Raw genomic sequence first — 13,522 nt, 5'->3', positions numbered from 1 at the left:
CCCGCCAGGGGAGGGGGCCGGGTTCGGGGAGCTACGACGACAACCGGCCGATGATGAAGCCGATGCCGAGCGCGACCAGCGCCGAGGTCAGCGGCTGGTCCCGGATCAGGTCGCTGGCCTGGCCGGTATAGCGTTCCGCCTGCCCGTAGGCCTGGTTGGCCACGCCCTGGGCGCGGGTGCGGGTATCACCGACGGCATTGCCGACCGTGTCCTGGACCCGCCCGGCCATGTCGCGCGCGGTGCCGCTGATCGTGTTGGTGTCGACCATGTCTGTCCTCCCTGACTTGGGTGTCCTGTTAAGGTCGCGACCCCGCCGCGGGTTGCACGTGGCAGGACTAATGACGGGACCGCAAGCTGCCGGTAAGACGAAGACCCGCAGCGGAAGCACCAAGCAAAAGGGGAAGACGATTCGATGCCCGTGATCGACCGCATCGCCGCCATGGCCGGCGAGCTGACCGCCTGGCGGCAGGACCTGCACGCCCATCCCGAGCTCGGCTTCGAGGAGCGGCGCACCAGCGAGCAGGTCGCCGCCCTGCTGCGGTCCTGGGGGATCGAGGTCACCACCGGCATCGCCACCACCGGCCTGGTGGGCACGCTGCGCCGCGGCAACGGCAACCGTGCCATCGGCATCCGCGCCGACATGGATGCGCTGCCGATGGACGAGGCCAATGATTTCGCGCATCGCAGCCGCAATCCCGGCCGGATGCATGCCTGCGGCCATGACGGCCATACCGCCATGCTGCTCGGCGCTGCCCGCTACCTTGCCGAATCCGGCACCTTCGACGGCACCGTCCACTTCATCTTCCAGCCCGCCGAGGAAGGCGGTGGCGGCGGCCGGGTGATGGTGGAGGAAGGGCTGTTCGAGCGTTTCCCCTGCGACATGGTTTTCGGTGCCCATAACGACACCACCCTGCCGGTCGGCACGATCGTGGCGGCGGAAGGGGTGGCCTCGGCCAATTCCGACCGGTTCCTGCTGACCATCACCGGGCGCGGCGGCCATGCGGCGCGGCCGCATGTCAGCATCGATCCGGTGGTGGTCGGCGCACATGTCGTGCTGGCGCTGCAGTCGATCGTCTCGCGCCGCACCGACCCGCTGGAGTCTGCGGTGATCTCCATCACCCAGTTCCATTCCGGCAGCGCCAGCAACGTCATCCCGCAGGAAGCCGTGCTGCACGGCAGCGTGCGCACGCTGAAGGACACGGTGCAGGACGAGGTGCAGCGTCTGGTGGAGCGGGTGGCGGCGGCCACCGCGGCGGCGCACGACGCCGTGGCGGAAGTGGATTACCGGCGGGGCTACCCCTCGATCATCAACGATGCGGAGGCGACCGAGCGCGCGGCACTGGCGGCGGCGCGGCTGGTCGGGGAGCAGCACGTGGTGCGCCGTCGGCCGTCCGGCCTGGGCGGCGAGGATTTCAGTTTCATGGCCCGCAAGGTGCCGGGATGCTTCGTGCGCTTCGGCCAGGCCAATGGCGAGAAGGGCAGCGTGCCGGTGCACCATCCCCGCTACGACTTCAACGATGAGATCCTGCCCCTGGGCGCCAGCTACTGGGCGAGCCTGGTGGAGCAGGAACTGCCGCGGCGATAGCCCCGCTTCCGCAGCCATACGGGGAACCGCATGACCTCGGTGAGCGCCTTCCTGCTGGCCTTTCCGGCCTTCTTCTCGATCGTCAATCCGCCGGGGGCGGCGTTCATCTTCAATGAGGTGGCCGCCGGATACAGTGCAGCGGAGCGGGCGGCGCTCGCCAACCGGGTGGCGTTCTATTCGCTGCTGGTGATGCTGGCCTCGCTGTGGGGCGGCGCCTATGTGCTGAACTTCTTCGGCATCTCGCTCGGGGCGCTGCGCATCGCCGGCGGGCTGGTGGTGGCGTTCCGGGCCTGGGACCTGCTCAATGCCCCCGAACTGCAGGAAGCCCGCAAGAGCGAACAGGCCTCGGCGCGGGCGGGGCGGGTGGACGAGGTGGCGTTCTTCCCCCTGACCATGCCGTTCACCACCGGACCCGGAACGATTTCGGTGGCGGTCACGCTGGGCGCGGAGCGGCCACGCGGCGGGGAAGCGCTGCTGGACTTCTTCCTCGGCGTCTCGGCGGCGGCGCTGGTGACCGCGGTGCTGGTCTGGCTGTTCTATCGGTCGGCCGAGCGGATCGCCGGCCTGCTCGGCGACACCGCCCGGCGCACCATCGCGCGGCTTTCGGCATTTTTGCTGCTGTGCATCGGCGTGCAGATTGTCATCAACGGCATCGCCGATGTCCTGGCCACGATGGAGCATGGATAAGGGGGCGGCGCATCAGCCTTCCGCCGCGGCGGCCGCCACGGGGGCTTTCGTGATGCCGGGCCAGGAATAGAGGATGTCCGGCTGCTCCTGCGCATCGGCCTCTTCGTCCGAGAGGCCGATGGCGGTGAAGCCGTGGTGTTCATAGAACATGCGGGCGCGGCTGTTGCAGCGGAAGCAGTAGCAGGTGAGGCCGTGCGGATGCCGTTCCTGCACCAGCCGGAGCAGGAGGGTGCCGACACCATGCCGCCAGTGCGTGGGACGGACGTGCAACTGGTCCACCCAGGAATCCCGCACGGCGATGTAGCCGACGATCCGCCCGCCCTGTTCGGCGACGAAGACGCCCCCGGACGGGATCAGGCTCTCGGCGATCCACTGGCGAATTTCCTCTGGGGAATGCACGCAATCGACATCCGGCAGGGCGGCCGAACGCGCGGCGAGGTCGACCTCGGCGACCTGACTGGCGTCGGCCGGACTGGCGGGCCGGAGGATCACGATCTCAGGGCAGTTGCTCGCTGGCCAGGGATCCCGGGGGCAGGTCCGGCCCCGGCGGGGCTGCGCCGATCTCCGCGGTCACCAGCCGGGGCTGCAGCCAGACGCTGATCACCTTCGCATCGGCCGGCAGGTTGCCCTGGGCCGCGTCGAAGCGCTCGCTGGCGAGTTGCCTGGCGTCCTGTTCGTTTCCGGCGTTCACCCAGACCGTGCCGCGATGGCCGGTCAGGCGCCAGTCAGGATCTTCCAGCAGGCCGACCACGGGTTTGAGCCGGTAGAGGGGCATGCGCGTTGCTCCTGTCAGCGGAGAGGGGCGGCTGAGGAACGCGGCGTCGGCCGGGTCGTTCATCGCTGAACGGCAACAATCACCCGGCTTCGTGTCGTCTTCGGCAACAGGGTCGGGATCGAGGCGGCGACGGGCGGGGGCGCCGTGCCCCCGCCCGTCCCGTGGTTTGCGTCAGCGCACCCGGTTCTCGACCAGCTCGGTGACCACGCCGGGATCGGCGAGCGTCGAGGTATCGCCGAGCCCGTCGGTCTCGTTGGCCGCGATCTTGCGCAGGATGCGGCGCATGATCTTGCCGCTGCGGGTCTTGGGCAGGCCCGGCGCCCACTGGATGGCGTCGGGGGCGGCGATCGGCCCGATCTCCTTGCGCACCCAGGCGACCAGTTCCTTGCGCAGCTCCTCCGACGGCTCCTCGCCGGCGGTGAGCGTCACATAGGCGTAGATGCCCTGGCCCTTGATGTCGTGCGGGAAGCCCACCACGGCGGCCTCGGCCACCTTCGGGTGCGCCACCAGCGCGCTTTCTACCTCGGCGGTGCCCATGCGGTGGCCGGAGACGTTGATCACGTCGTCGACGCGGCCGGTGATCCAGTAATACCCGTCGGCATCCCGCCGGGCGCCGTCACCGGTGAAGTAATAGCCCTTGAAGGTGGAGAAATAGGTCTGCACGAAGCGCGGGTGGTCGCCGAACACCGTGCGCATCATGCCCGGCCAGGGACGCTTCAGGCACAGATTGCCCTCGGCCGCGCCCTCCAGCTCGCGGCCGTCGGCGTCGAGGATCACCGGCTGCACGCCGGGCAGCGGCAGGGTCGCCGAGCCGGGCTTGAGCGGCGTGGCGCCGGGCAGCGGGCTGATCAGGATGCCGCCGGTCTCGGTCTGCCACCAGGTGTCCACGATCGGGCAGCGATGATCGCCCACCACGCGATGGTACCACAGCCAGGCTTCGGGATTGATCGGCTCGCCGACGCTGCCGAGCAGGCGCAGGCTGGCGCGCGAGGTGCTGTGCACCGGGGCCTCGCCTTCGCGCATCAGGCTGCGGATGGCGGTGGGGGCGGTGTAGAAGATGTTGACCTTGTGCTTGTCCACCACCTGCCAGAAGCGGCTGGCATCGGGGTAGCTGGGCACGCCCTCGAACATCAGGGTGGTGGCGCCGTTGGCCAGCGGCCCATAGACGATGTAGGTGTGGCCGGTCACCCAGCCCACGTCGGCCGTGCACCAGTAGATCTCGCCGGGCTTGTAGTCGAACACGTACTGGTGGGTGAAGCTGGCCCACACCATGTAGCCGCCCGTCGTGTGCAGCGCGCCCTTCGGCTTGCCGGTGCTGCCGGACGTATACAGGATGAACAGCGGATCCTCGGCCGCCATTTCCACGGGCTCGCACTCCGGCGAGGCCGCGGCGCAAAGCTCGTTGTAGGACTTGTCGCGCGGCGCGGTCATCTCGACCTTGCCGCCGGTGACGCTGGCCACCAGCACGTGCTCGACGCCCGGGCACTGCTTCAGCGCGGCGTCGGCATTCGCCTTCAGCGCGACTTTGCGGCCGCCGCGCCGGCCTTCATCGGCGGTGATCAGCACGCGGCAGCCGGCATCCTGGATGCGGCCGGCGAGGCTGTCGGGCGAGAAACCACCGAACACGACGGTATGGATGGCGCCGATGCGCGCGCAGGCGAGCATCGAGACCGCCGCTTCCACCACCATCGGCAGGTAGATGCAGACGCGATCCCCCTTCTGCACACCAAGCGATTTCAGCACATTGGCCAGCCGGCAGACGCGCGCGTGCAGGTCGCGATAGGTGACGTGCTCGTGCACGTTGGGGTCGTCGCTTTCCCAGATGATCGCCACCTGGTCGCCGCGTTCGGCGAGATGGCGGTCCAGGCAGGAGACCGATGCGTTCAGCGTGCCGTCCTCGAACCATTTCACCTGCACGTCGCCGGTGAAATCGCCGGAGAGGATCTGGGTCGGCGGCTTGATCCAGGCGATGCGCTTCGCCTCGGTGGCCCAGAAACCGTCCGGGTCCGACACGGAGGCTGCATACAGCTGCTGGTATTTCTCGGCGTTGATATGGGCCGCGGCGGCCACTTCCGGCTTTACCGGAAACAATTCTTCATGCATTGCTGCGTTTCCTCGTGCTGGACGCATGGGTGAACGGGCCGCCCTACGTGCGCAAGGCCGCCACCAGACTTAAAGACCGGCGTCCGGGGGCACGAGGATCGATCCGTCCCTGATCTGCATCATAACTACTTCCAGCGTGGCGCCAAGACAGGGGCCACGGGTGCAAACCCCGTCCTCGATGCGGAATTCCGCGCCATGCGTGGCGCAGACGATGCGGCTGCCGTCGACCGAGAGGAACCGGTCCGGCGCCCAATCGAGCGGTGTGCCGAGATGCGGGCACGAATTGACGTAAACGAGCACTTGTTCGCCCCGGCGCACGGCGAACAGGCCGGTGAAGCCGCCGGGGGCGGGGCCGAAGCCCTTGCTGCCGCCATCGGGGATCTCGTCGATGCGGCAGAGCGTGCGCCATGGCGGATCGGGCAACAGAGGCATGGGTTTCCTCCCGTGCTGCGACGGCGAGGGTCTTCGCCGTCGCAGCACGCACATGCGATCGTCTTCAGGCTTGCCAGTGTCCAAGCCGGCAGATGTGCTGCCAGTGCGATGCCGAGACCGGCAGCACCGACAGCCGGGACTGGCGGATCAGCGCCAGCCCCTCCAGCGCCGGGTCGGCCTTCATCGCCGCGAGCGTCACCGCCACCGGCATCGGCCCCACCGTGCGCATGTCCACCGAGACCCAGTCGCCCTCCGTGGCGGTCGGGTCCGGATAGGCTTCGCGCGCGACTTCCACCACGCCGACGATCTGTCGGCCGATATTGGAGTGGTAGAAGAACGCCAGATCCCCCGCCCGCATCGCCTTGAGGTGGTTGCGGGCCAGGTGGTTGCGCACGCCGGTCCAGGGCTCGGTGCCGTTGGCCACCTGCTGGTCCCAGCTGAAGGCGTCCGGCTCCGATTTGACCAGCCAGAACGCCATCAGCCGAGTTTCTCGCCGTCCTTGAAGATCGCCCGGAACGGCCGGATGATCACGCTTTCGAACAGCCCGGCCTTGGCGTAGGGATCGCCCTCGGCGAAGCCTTCGGCCTCGGCGCGGTCGGCGACGTCGATCACCAGGAGCGAGCCGCAGGGGCGACCGTCCACGTCCAGCATGGCTCCGGCATGCGCCAGCTTGGACTGGTAGGTTTCGAGATAGGCCAGATGCGCCGGCCGCGTCGCCATGCGGGTATCCAGCCTGCCGGGGCGGTCAGTGCAGATCAGGGCAAACAGCATCGAGCTTTCCTTTGTCAGGAGGCGATGACATTACGGTAATGCCCGGCGGCTTCAAACTGCCCCCCGCGCGGCGCTAGTGTCGTATGGCAAGGAACCTACCCGTGGACGCCAGCATCACCCCACCGCCGCAGCCCGGCCGCAACCTCCATCGCTTCGCCAATCCTGGCCGGTTTCTGCGCCTCTCGGGGCTGGTGCTGCCCTGGGTGGCGGCGCTGGGCCTCGGCCTGACGCTGACCGGCTTCGCCTGGGGCCTGTTCTTCGCCCCCGCCGACTGGCAGCAGGGCGACGCCGTGCGGATCATGTACGTGCATGTGCCCTCGGCCTGGCTGGCCTCGTTCGGCTATCTCTCGCTGGCCGTGTGCTCGGTGCTGTCGCTGGTGTGGCGGCATCCGCTCGCCGACCTCGCGGCGGCCGAGATCGGACCGGTCGGGGCGGCCTTCACCGCGCTCTGCCTGGCCAGCGGCAGCCTGTGGGGCAAGCCGATGTGGGGCGCGTGGTGGGTGTGGGATGCCCGGCTGACCTCCGTGCTGGTGCTGTTCTTCCTGTATCTCGGCCATGTCGCCCTGGTGCGCGCCTTCGACGACCCGCAGCGCGGCTACCGCGCCGGCGCGATCCTCGCCCTGGTGGGCGTGGTCAACCTGCCGATCATCAAGTTCTCGGTGGACTGGTGGAATACCCTGCACCAGCCTTCCACCATCAAGTTCACCAGCGCGCCCAGCATGTATGTCGGCATGCTGTGGCCGCTGCTGCTCTGCGCGCTGGGCTTTTCCTTCGGTTTCGTCGCCATCGTGCTGATGCGCACCCGGGCGGCGGTGATGGAACGGCGCATCCGCGGCCTGCTGATGGCGCGCGCACAGGAGGCGGGCTGAGGCCATGGACCATTTGACCTACATCATTGCCGCTTACGGTCTGACCATGCTGGTTGCCGGCGGCTTCACCGTCGACGCCTGGGCCCGCATGCGACGGGCGCGCCGGCGTCTGGCGGCGATCGATCCGCGCGAAGCCCGCATGGAACAGAGGTCCGCGAACCGCCCATGACACGCAAGCGCCGTCGGCTCGTCCTCCTGCTCGTCTGCGGCCTTGGCCTCGGCACCGCCACGGCCCTGGTGCTGACCGCGTTCAGCGACAATATGGTCTTCTTCGTCGCGCCCTCGGAGGTCGCCACCAAGGCCCCCACCGGCGGGCGCATCTTCCGCCTCGGCGGCCTGGTGGAGGCCGGCAGCGTCGAGCGGCTGCGCCAGGACGGCAAGCCGGCCGTGCGCTTCCGCATCACCGATGGCGCCGCCGCGGTGGCCGTCACCTATATCGGCATCCTCCCTGACCTGTTCCGGGAAGGCCAGGGCGTGGTGACGCTCGGCGCGCTGCAGCCCGACGGCGGCTTCCGGGCCAGCGAGGTGCTGGCCAAGCACGACGAGACCTACATGCCCCGGGAAGTGGCCGAGGCGCTGAAGAAGTCGGGCCACTGGAACCCCGAGAACGGGGCGCCGCCGCCCGCGTCCACCTGGAATACCCTGGTGCCGAAGACCAAGGCCGGTAGCTGAGCCATCCGCATCAGGGCGGCGGGATCTCGATTCGCGTCGTCTTGCACAGGTCCACGCCGGCGATGTCGCTGCCGGCGTCTGGACCGCTGAACACCACGTGGGCGCTGTAGCGGCAACTCGTGGTCCGGGCCAGCGTCAGGGTGATGGTGCCGCCATCCGGCAGCACCGTGGTGCCAAGCAGGTCGCGGCTGTTCGCCGGCGTGCCCTCGGCCAGCAGATACAGTTCGGTGACCGGCCGGCCGGAGCGGTTCACCACGACGATGCCGGTGGCCGGGCCGTCCTTCGGCCGGGGCGGCACGTCGGCGGTGGTCCAGCCGGGCTCGATGCTCAGGGCCGCGCTGGCGCACAGATCCAGGTCGCGGCGTTCCTCGGCCGAGCGGTTCTCGAACACCACCCGCAGGTCCATGGTGCAGGGCCCCCGCCAGGACAGGTCACGCTCATCGCCGACCGAGAGGCTGGCATCGGCGAGCCGGTCCTCCCCCCATTGTGCGGCCTCCGCCGCGGAGAGATAGACCTGCTTGATCGGCCGCGCCGACTGGTTGAGCAGGGTGATCCGATGCTCGGCCCCGATCTCCGGGGGCGCGATGGCGGCACTGCCGTCGAAGGCGACCTGGCGGCTGCGGCAGATGTTCTGCCCCCGGCGTTCCTCCTGGCTGGCGTCCTCGTAGATCACCTTCACGTCGTACAGGCAGTCACGCGACCGGCCGAGCTGAATCCGCAACGATCCGCCGGCCCGCAGGGGGCTTTCCCCCAGCCGGTCGAACCCCCATTGGTCGACCGTTGCCGGAGAGACGTACAGCTCGCTGACATTGACCTGGGTGTGGTTGACGATGGTCATGGCGCGCAAGGCAGGCTGGGTCTGTCCGCGCGGTGTTTCGGCCCGGCCGGGCGGCGCATGCAGCACCAGCCCCAGTGCCACGGCCGCACCACCCAGCCCCATCCGTCTCTGACCATGCGCCGCTGCCATGCGGTCCCCGTGATCCGTTTCGACCGGGTTTTGCTCCTTCGCCGCGGCACTGCAAGCGGCACCAGCCGGCGAGGGGCGATTTCACGCGAGAGTGTTGCATCCCTCCCGCAATTATCGCCCGACGCAAGTGAAGATCGTTCCTCCGTCGCGGACCGGCAGGGCAGAAGGGCATGGAGGGGTTGCCGGGAGTAGCGGGCGGGCCAATCATGGTCGGCATGAGCGATACCGAGACCCAGTCACCCCCCGACCCCGCGCCAGCCACCGGGCAAACGCCGGCCGCGCCCGCGGCCCCGAAGCTGCCCAAGGAAATCGGCGGCGCCCCTGGCCCTGAGCCGACGCGCTACGGGGACTGGGCGCACAAGGGACGCTGCACCGATTTCTGAGCCGGCCCGGTTGCTGAAGCCGGCCCGGCGAAACCGGGCCGGCTTCGGTCAGCCGCGCCGTGCCTGCGCGGCCGTCAGGGTGTTCTCGAGCAGGCAGGCGATCGTCATTGGCCCGACGCCGCCGGGCACCGGGGTGATCGCCGCGGCCCGGCCGGCGCATTCGGCGGTGGCGCAATCGCCCACGAGGCGCCCGTCCGGCAGACGGTTGATGCCGACATCGATCACCACCGCCCCTTCGGCCACCCAGTCGCCCCGCACCATCTCCGGCCGGCCGACGGCCGCCACCAGCACTTCGGCGCGGCGGCATTCGGCGGCGAGGTCACGGGTGCGCGAATGCGCGACCGTGACCGTCGCATCCGCCTGGGTCAGCAGGGCGGCCATCGGCTTGCCGACGATGCCGGAGCGGCCGAGCACCAGCGCGCGGGCGCCGCGCAGGGCGACGCCGGTGCTCGCCAGCAGCTTCATGACGCCGAGCGGGGTGCAGGGTACCAGCGTGGGCCGGCCCTCGTGCAGGTGGCCGACATTGACCGGATGGAAGCCGTCGACGTCCTTGGCCGGGTCGATCGCCTCGATCACCGCGCGAGCGTCGATCTGCGGCGGCAGCGGCAGTTGCACCAGGATGCCGTCCACCGTCGGATCGGCGTTCAGGGCCGCGATCGTCGCCAGCAGTTCGGCCTGCGCGGTGGCGGCGGGCAGGCGGATGGTGCGGGCGGCGATGCCGGCGGCGGCGGCGGCCCGGTCCTTGCTGCGGACATAGACGGCGCTGGCCGGGTCGTCCCCGACCAGCACCACCGCCAGCCCTGGCTGGTAGGGAAGGGTCGCGACCTTCGCCGCCACCTCGGCCCGCAATGCAGCGGCCACCTGCTTTCCGTCGATCAGAACGCCTGTCACAGTGTTTCCAGCCTTCGTCCGATGGCGTCAGGATCACCCTGAACGTGCAAAGTCTTCTCGCGGCTTGTCGCCCCCGCGACCACGGCGACCGCCGAGGCCGGCAGGTCGAGCGCCCGTGCCAGCGTGGCGCAGGCGGCGCGGTTGGCGCGGCCATCCTCGGCGGCCTCGCTGACCCCGATGCGCAACCGTTCCCCGCTCGCCGAGGGGGCGCGGCCCTGCAGCCCGGGCCGGCGTGACTTCGGTTGCACCTTCACCGCCACCGTGACACCGCCGGCGGCCGGGCGCCAGAACTCAGCCATGGCCGCCCGCCCCGGTGCGGATCAGAACAGCAGCCCGCTGATGTTCCCGTAGACGATCGCGGCATAGACGCGTGACAGGATCATCTGCACCACCGTGATCAGCACGATCAGGATGATGGGGCTGATGTCGATGTTGCCGAAGCTCGGCAGCAGGTTGCGAATCGGTCGCAGCGCCGGTTCGGTCACGCGGTAGAGGAAGTCGCCGATCGTCCATACCAAGCGGTTGCGGCTGTCCAGCACATTGAAGGCGAGCAGCAGGCTGAACACCGCCGCCAGAATCACGGCCCAGCGGTACAGATCCAGCAGGACTTGCAGTATCTGGAACAGGATGGTGATCACGCAGAGGTCCCCAAACAAACGGGGCGCAAGCTATCCGCGCAAGCGCCGTTCCGCAACCGGCCACCCCTCGCGCAGCGCGCGCAGAAACCTTGCACGAGGGCGCTTGACTTGGCCGCCCGTCATGCGCATGTTCCGCCCCCACGACGCCACGGCGTCGTGGTCGAAGCGGGATGGGGCTGTAGCTCAGTTGGGAGAGCGCCTCGTTCGCAATGAGGAGGTCAGGGGTTCGATTCCCCTCAGCTCCACCACCATTCCGCAATTTCAGACATTTGGCGTGTGGCGACCCGGCCTTGTCACGCAAGGTGCTGCACGGACCTGGTTGCCGCCCTTCAATCCATCCCGCCCGGCGGTTGCACGGCTGCGTGCCGCTGCAGCTTTCGCCGGCCGGGTCAGGCAGGTCGTGACCGGGGGGCGGGCCGTAGGCTGTACCGCGGGTCATTGCTGCAAGTAATGGCGCCAGGAAATCAGAGGCACCCGTTACGAAATCCGAGTGCCAATGGCGGTCAGATGCCTTGGCCTGGTTGAGCGTCAATGCCAAACCGGGTCACGAGCTCGTCCTCTGTGACTTCATAATCCCTGAACAAAGCGCTGGCCTTTGATGAGCGGGCTTTTGCGGGATTCGTGGTCAGGAAAATCGCGCGGGTTGCCTGCCCATCGGAAGCTACCGTGATCCGTGCGACGTCGGAATATGGAACGCAGAACATCACGTAGGGGCTCGATCGGTTTTTATAGCTATCGGACCAGCGGGTGTCTTTTTCACCGATCAGAATAAGAAAATCATACTTCTTTGCCCCAAACATTCCGAATGGCCTTTGCCACACCCATCGCAAGGTCGTTGCGGCGGGGTGTGGCTTGTTCAGGGCGGAATACTTGACCTCCAGGATGGCGCCGCTGGGTGTTTCCACATCGGCGCTCGCCGTTGGTTTCGTCAACAGTCCGGCGGTCAGAGTGGCGACAAGCGTTTCCCCTGCCATTCCCCTTGCCAGGGTGGGATGCCCGCGAAGGAAGGCAATCTCCTGTTCCAACCGGGCGATGCGTTTCCGCAGCGCCTGGTTTTCCTGTTCGAGAACAGAGATTTCAGGCGGCAGCTCGACCAAGGCCAACTCTCTTGCACGATCAATCGGAATTCGCTGGTTAGTCTGGTTACGAAATCGTTTCAATATTGGATGGGAACCGACGCGCATGACCAGCCTTGGCGCTCGCACCCCATCACGGTGCCCACTGGCCCTTTGATGTCATGGCGCCCGGTGGGGGCGAGGGGGCAACGTCCGACGAGCCTCGTCGTGACCCGATGTCTTCGAGATGGGAGGCGGCGATTTGAGAAGCCGGCACGTCCGGGCGGCCCAGGCCCCGGCCGGAAATCATTCCCGGGATCGCTTTCCGAAATATCCTTGACAGCCGATGCGGCTGGTCTCACAGTTTCACCATAAACAGAGAAGGAGGGCTAATAGATAGCATGACTCCACCGGGGTATTTTTAGTTGCCGAACTGCTTGGCGTCGGCGACTGACAGTCAAAGTCCAAGTTTCCTCTGGGATATAAAGCCCAGTGTGCGAGGATTATTCTTCGCACCATGACCCCCGCTTGACGCCAAGGGCGCACGGGGGTCTATGCTTTTCAGGGCCTTTCATTTTCTTCGGCCACTCTTTACGGCCGGAGCTGACAAGCCATGAATGCCTTCCGTCAGCACGTGATCCTGCGCTGAGGCCCTGCCTGCATCCTCTGCGTCCCGCCTGACGACGGCGCGGACCGCGTCCGTGTCAACGAAAGCCGTCCGCCCGCTGCAAGCCGAGGGCCCGGATCTTGCGGTGCAACGTCGCGCGGCTGATGCCCAGCAGGGATGCGGCCTGGCCCACATGGCCCTGGGACTGGGCCAGGGCCGCCGAGATGACGCCACGTTCCGCCGCCCTGAAGGTCCTGGGCTCGGCCTGCAACCCGTCCAGGGCTCCGGTGATGCTCACCCCGCGTTCCAGCGCGGCATCGTCCAACCGCAGGGCGGCGCGGGCCGCCCGTGTCGCGCCCTGGATCCGGCGATCCGCATCCAAGGCCAGTAACGGCACGGAGGTGTCGTCAGTGCGACCATCCTGGGGCCGCGGCAGCGCCAGGATCAGGAACCGCGCATGGATGTCGTGGAAATATGCCGCCTCGATCCGCCGCGCGGCTTCCTGCACGGCGGCCATGGCCAGCGGCAGGATGCAGCCTTCCGGGCCGGGCCGGAAGCAGGAAATGTCGAGCGCCCCGGCCAGCCGTCCCGCGGCATCGAAAAGCGGCGTCACGGTGCAGGTCAACGCGGTGTGGCGGCGGCGGAAATGCTGGTCGCGATGGACGCTGACCGGGCGTTCCTCGGCGAGGCAGGTGCCGACGCCGTTGGTGCCTTCGACTTCCTCGCTCCAGAGCGCGCCGGTCCAGAGCCGCCAGTCCCGGCAGCCGCGTTCGTCCCGCTCCGCCACGCGCCGGGCAATGACCGCGCCCTGACGATTCGTCATCAGCACGGAATAGCCGATGCCGTGCACCAGGCCGTGCAGCCGGTCCAGTTCCGGATCGGCGACGCGCATGAGCCGGCCGGCATGGCCGCGGACGTAGCGCAGTTCCAGGTTGCTGAGCAGGGTGGGCGGGTGGGGATGTTCGGGATCGAGGCGATGCTGCAGCAGACAGCGGCGCCAGGACGCGGCGATCCCGTCGGCTTCCGCGGGCTGTTGCAGCACGGCAAGAACCCGGTCGGCATGATGCGCCGCACTGGTACGGGCCAT

19 protein-coding genes and 1 tRNA gene are annotated in these 13,522 nt (G+C 68.3%); 7 read left to right on the top strand and 13 right to left on the bottom strand.

Translation table 11 applies throughout. The features are described from left to right. Positions 1–31: 31 nt before the first annotated feature. Complete coding sequence (locus NBY65_RS08640) at positions 32–268, bottom strand: CsbD family protein (RefSeq protein ID WP_150042464.1); 237 nt, start codon at positions 266–268, stop codon at positions 32–34. A 144-nt stretch (positions 269–412) separates the two neighbouring features. Between NBY65_RS08640 and NBY65_RS08635 the strand changes: the two genes are divergently transcribed. After that, on the top strand, positions 413–1,585 hold the full coding sequence (locus NBY65_RS08635; protein WP_150042463.1) for a M20 aminoacylase family protein: 1,173 nt from the start codon (positions 413–415) through the stop codon (positions 1,583–1,585). Positions 1,586–1,615: 30 nt separating this feature from the next. Further along, entirely contained in the window at positions 1,616–2,272 is a 657-nt protein-coding gene (locus NBY65_RS08630; protein WP_150042462.1) for a MarC family protein, read from the top strand. A 12-nt stretch (positions 2,273–2,284) separates the two neighbouring features. Here the strand turns inward: NBY65_RS08630 and NBY65_RS08625 are convergent, their stop codons facing one another. From NBY65_RS08625 to NBY65_RS08600, 6 genes are all read right to left on the bottom strand, one after another. Beyond that, positions 2,285–2,764 (bottom strand): GNAT family N-acetyltransferase, encoded by a 480-nt coding sequence (locus tag NBY65_RS08625; RefSeq protein ID WP_162530678.1) that lies wholly within the window; start codon positions 2,762–2,764, stop codon positions 2,285–2,287. Positions 2,765–2,768: 4 nt separating this feature from the next. Beyond that, positions 2,769–3,047, bottom strand: coding sequence for a hypothetical protein (locus tag NBY65_RS08620; RefSeq protein WP_150042460.1), 279 nt, complete (start codon positions 3,045–3,047; stop codon positions 2,769–2,771). Between the two features lie 171 nt (positions 3,048–3,218). Beyond that, positions 3,219–5,150, bottom strand: a complete 1,932-nt coding sequence (gene acs, locus NBY65_RS08615) for an acetate--CoA ligase (RefSeq protein ID WP_150042459.1) — start codon at positions 5,148–5,150, stop codon at positions 3,219–3,221. Between the two features lie 69 nt (positions 5,151–5,219). Next, complete coding sequence (locus tag NBY65_RS08610; protein WP_150042458.1) at positions 5,220–5,582, bottom strand: Rieske (2Fe-2S) protein; 363 nt, start codon at positions 5,580–5,582, stop codon at positions 5,220–5,222. Between the two features lie 64 nt (positions 5,583–5,646). Further along, a complete protein-coding gene (locus tag NBY65_RS08605) occupies positions 5,647–6,060 on the bottom strand; it encodes an EVE domain-containing protein (protein WP_150042457.1) in 414 nt (137 codons plus the stop codon). Beyond that, positions 6,060–6,353 (bottom strand): YciI family protein, encoded by a 294-nt coding sequence (locus NBY65_RS08600; RefSeq protein ID WP_150042456.1) that lies wholly within the window; start codon positions 6,351–6,353, stop codon positions 6,060–6,062. The genes NBY65_RS08605 and NBY65_RS08600 overlap by 1 nt, the downstream gene beginning before the upstream one ends. Positions 6,354–6,454: 101 nt before the next feature. On the opposite strand from NBY65_RS08600, the gene NBY65_RS08595 reads away from it, so the two are divergent. From NBY65_RS08595 to ccmE, 3 genes are read left to right on the top strand one after another with little or no spacing between them, the layout of a single operon-like run. Continuing rightward, positions 6,455–7,222, top strand: coding sequence for a heme ABC transporter permease (locus NBY65_RS08595; RefSeq protein WP_239002901.1), 768 nt, complete (start codon positions 6,455–6,457; stop codon positions 7,220–7,222). Between the two features lie 4 nt (positions 7,223–7,226). Further along, positions 7,227–7,391, top strand: coding sequence for a heme exporter protein CcmD (ccmD, locus tag NBY65_RS08590; protein WP_150042454.1), 165 nt, complete (start codon positions 7,227–7,229; stop codon positions 7,389–7,391). Beyond that, positions 7,388–7,894 (top strand): cytochrome c maturation protein CcmE, encoded by a 507-nt coding sequence (ccmE, locus tag NBY65_RS08585; protein WP_150042453.1) that lies wholly within the window; start codon positions 7,388–7,390, stop codon positions 7,892–7,894. The genes ccmD and ccmE overlap by 4 nt, the downstream gene beginning before the upstream one ends. Before the next feature lie 10 nt (positions 7,895–7,904). Here the strand turns inward: ccmE and NBY65_RS08580 are convergent, their stop codons facing one another. Next, positions 7,905–8,861, bottom strand: coding sequence for a hypothetical protein (locus tag NBY65_RS08580; RefSeq protein WP_150042452.1), 957 nt, complete (start codon positions 8,859–8,861; stop codon positions 7,905–7,907). Between the two features lie 215 nt (positions 8,862–9,076). Here NBY65_RS08580 and NBY65_RS08575 point away from each other — a divergent pair, with 215 nt between their 5' ends. After that, positions 9,077–9,244: a DUF1674 domain-containing protein gene (locus NBY65_RS08575; RefSeq protein WP_239002900.1), complete on the top strand. Its 168-nt coding sequence runs from the start codon at positions 9,077–9,079 to the stop codon at positions 9,242–9,244. A gap of 48 nt (positions 9,245–9,292) precedes the next feature. On the opposite strand, the gene folD is transcribed toward NBY65_RS08575, so the two are convergent. The 3 genes from folD to NBY65_RS08560 are packed head-to-tail and all read right to left on the bottom strand — an operon-like array spanning position 9,293 to position 10,773. After that, the gene (folD, locus tag NBY65_RS08570; RefSeq protein ID WP_150042450.1) at positions 9,293–10,135 is read right to left on the bottom strand and encodes a bifunctional methylenetetrahydrofolate dehydrogenase/methenyltetrahydrofolate cyclohydrolase FolD; all 843 of its coding nucleotides are present in this window, start codon (positions 10,133–10,135) and stop codon (positions 9,293–9,295) included. Next, complete coding sequence (locus NBY65_RS08565; RefSeq protein ID WP_150042449.1) at positions 10,132–10,434, bottom strand: DUF167 family protein; 303 nt, start codon at positions 10,432–10,434, stop codon at positions 10,132–10,134. Before NBY65_RS08565 ends, folD begins: the two co-directional genes overlap by 4 nt. Positions 10,435–10,455: 21 nt before the next feature. After that, positions 10,456–10,773 (bottom strand): YggT family protein, encoded by a 318-nt coding sequence (locus NBY65_RS08560; protein WP_338110427.1) that lies wholly within the window; start codon positions 10,771–10,773, stop codon positions 10,456–10,458. Positions 10,774–10,945: 172 nt separating this feature from the next. Between NBY65_RS08560 and NBY65_RS08555 the strand changes: the two genes are divergently transcribed. Then, positions 10,946–11,021, top strand: a tRNA-Ala gene (locus NBY65_RS08555). A 255-nt stretch (positions 11,022–11,276) separates the two neighbouring features. Here NBY65_RS08555 and NBY65_RS08550 read toward each other — a convergent pair. Further along, positions 11,277–11,870 (bottom strand): hypothetical protein, encoded by a 594-nt coding sequence (locus NBY65_RS08550; RefSeq protein WP_150042448.1) that lies wholly within the window; start codon positions 11,868–11,870, stop codon positions 11,277–11,279. Between the two features lie 662 nt (positions 11,871–12,532). Beyond that, entirely contained in the window at positions 12,533–13,522 is a 990-nt protein-coding gene (locus NBY65_RS08545) for a helix-turn-helix domain-containing protein (protein ID WP_150042447.1), read from the bottom strand.

It is taken from the genome of Rhodovastum atsumiense, from assembly GCF_937425535.1.
In the GTDB taxonomy this organism is placed as follows: Bacteria; Pseudomonadota; Alphaproteobacteria; order Acetobacterales; family Acetobacteraceae; genus Rhodovastum; species Rhodovastum atsumiense.
The sequence above is the reverse complement of the archived record's forward strand: the minus strand, read 5'-3'. Positions and strand labels throughout refer to the sequence as shown.

Coding starts and splice junctions, on each gene's coding strand:
- NBY65_RS08640 (WP_150042464.1), bottom strand. CDS start 268: ATGGTCGACACCAACACGATCAGCGGCACCGCGCGCGACATGGCCGGG.
- NBY65_RS08635 (WP_150042463.1), top strand. CDS start 413: ATGCCCGTGATCGACCGCATCGCCGCCATGGCCGGCGAGCTGACCGCC.
- NBY65_RS08630 (WP_150042462.1), top strand. CDS start 1,616: ATGACCTCGGTGAGCGCCTTCCTGCTGGCCTTTCCGGCCTTCTTCTCG.
- NBY65_RS08620 (WP_150042460.1), bottom strand. CDS start 3,047: ATGCCCCTCTACCGGCTCAAACCCGTGGTCGGCCTGCTGGAAGATCCT.
- acs (WP_150042459.1), bottom strand. CDS start 5,150: ATGCATGAAGAATTGTTTCCGGTAAAGCCGGAAGTGGCCGCCGCGGCC.
- NBY65_RS08610 (WP_150042458.1), bottom strand. CDS start 5,582: ATGCCTCTGTTGCCCGATCCGCCATGGCGCACGCTCTGCCGCATCGAC.
- NBY65_RS08605 (WP_150042457.1), bottom strand. CDS start 6,060: ATGGCGTTCTGGCTGGTCAAATCGGAGCCGGACGCCTTCAGCTGGGAC.
- NBY65_RS08600 (WP_150042456.1), bottom strand. CDS start 6,353: ATGCTGTTTGCCCTGATCTGCACTGACCGCCCCGGCAGGCTGGATACC.
- ccmD (WP_150042454.1), top strand. CDS start 7,227: ATGGACCATTTGACCTACATCATTGCCGCTTACGGTCTGACCATGCTG.
- ccmE (WP_150042453.1), top strand. CDS start 7,388: ATGACACGCAAGCGCCGTCGGCTCGTCCTCCTGCTCGTCTGCGGCCTT.
- NBY65_RS08580 (WP_150042452.1), bottom strand. CDS start 8,861: ATGGCAGCGGCGCATGGTCAGAGACGGATGGGGCTGGGTGGTGCGGCC.
- NBY65_RS08575 (WP_239002900.1), top strand. CDS start 9,077: ATGAGCGATACCGAGACCCAGTCACCCCCCGACCCCGCGCCAGCCACC.
- NBY65_RS08565 (WP_150042449.1), bottom strand. CDS start 10,434: ATGGCTGAGTTCTGGCGCCCGGCCGCCGGCGGTGTCACGGTGGCGGTG.
- NBY65_RS08545 (WP_150042447.1), bottom strand. CDS start 13,522: ATGGCCCGTACCAGTGCGGCGCATCATGCCGACCGGGTTCTTGCCGTG.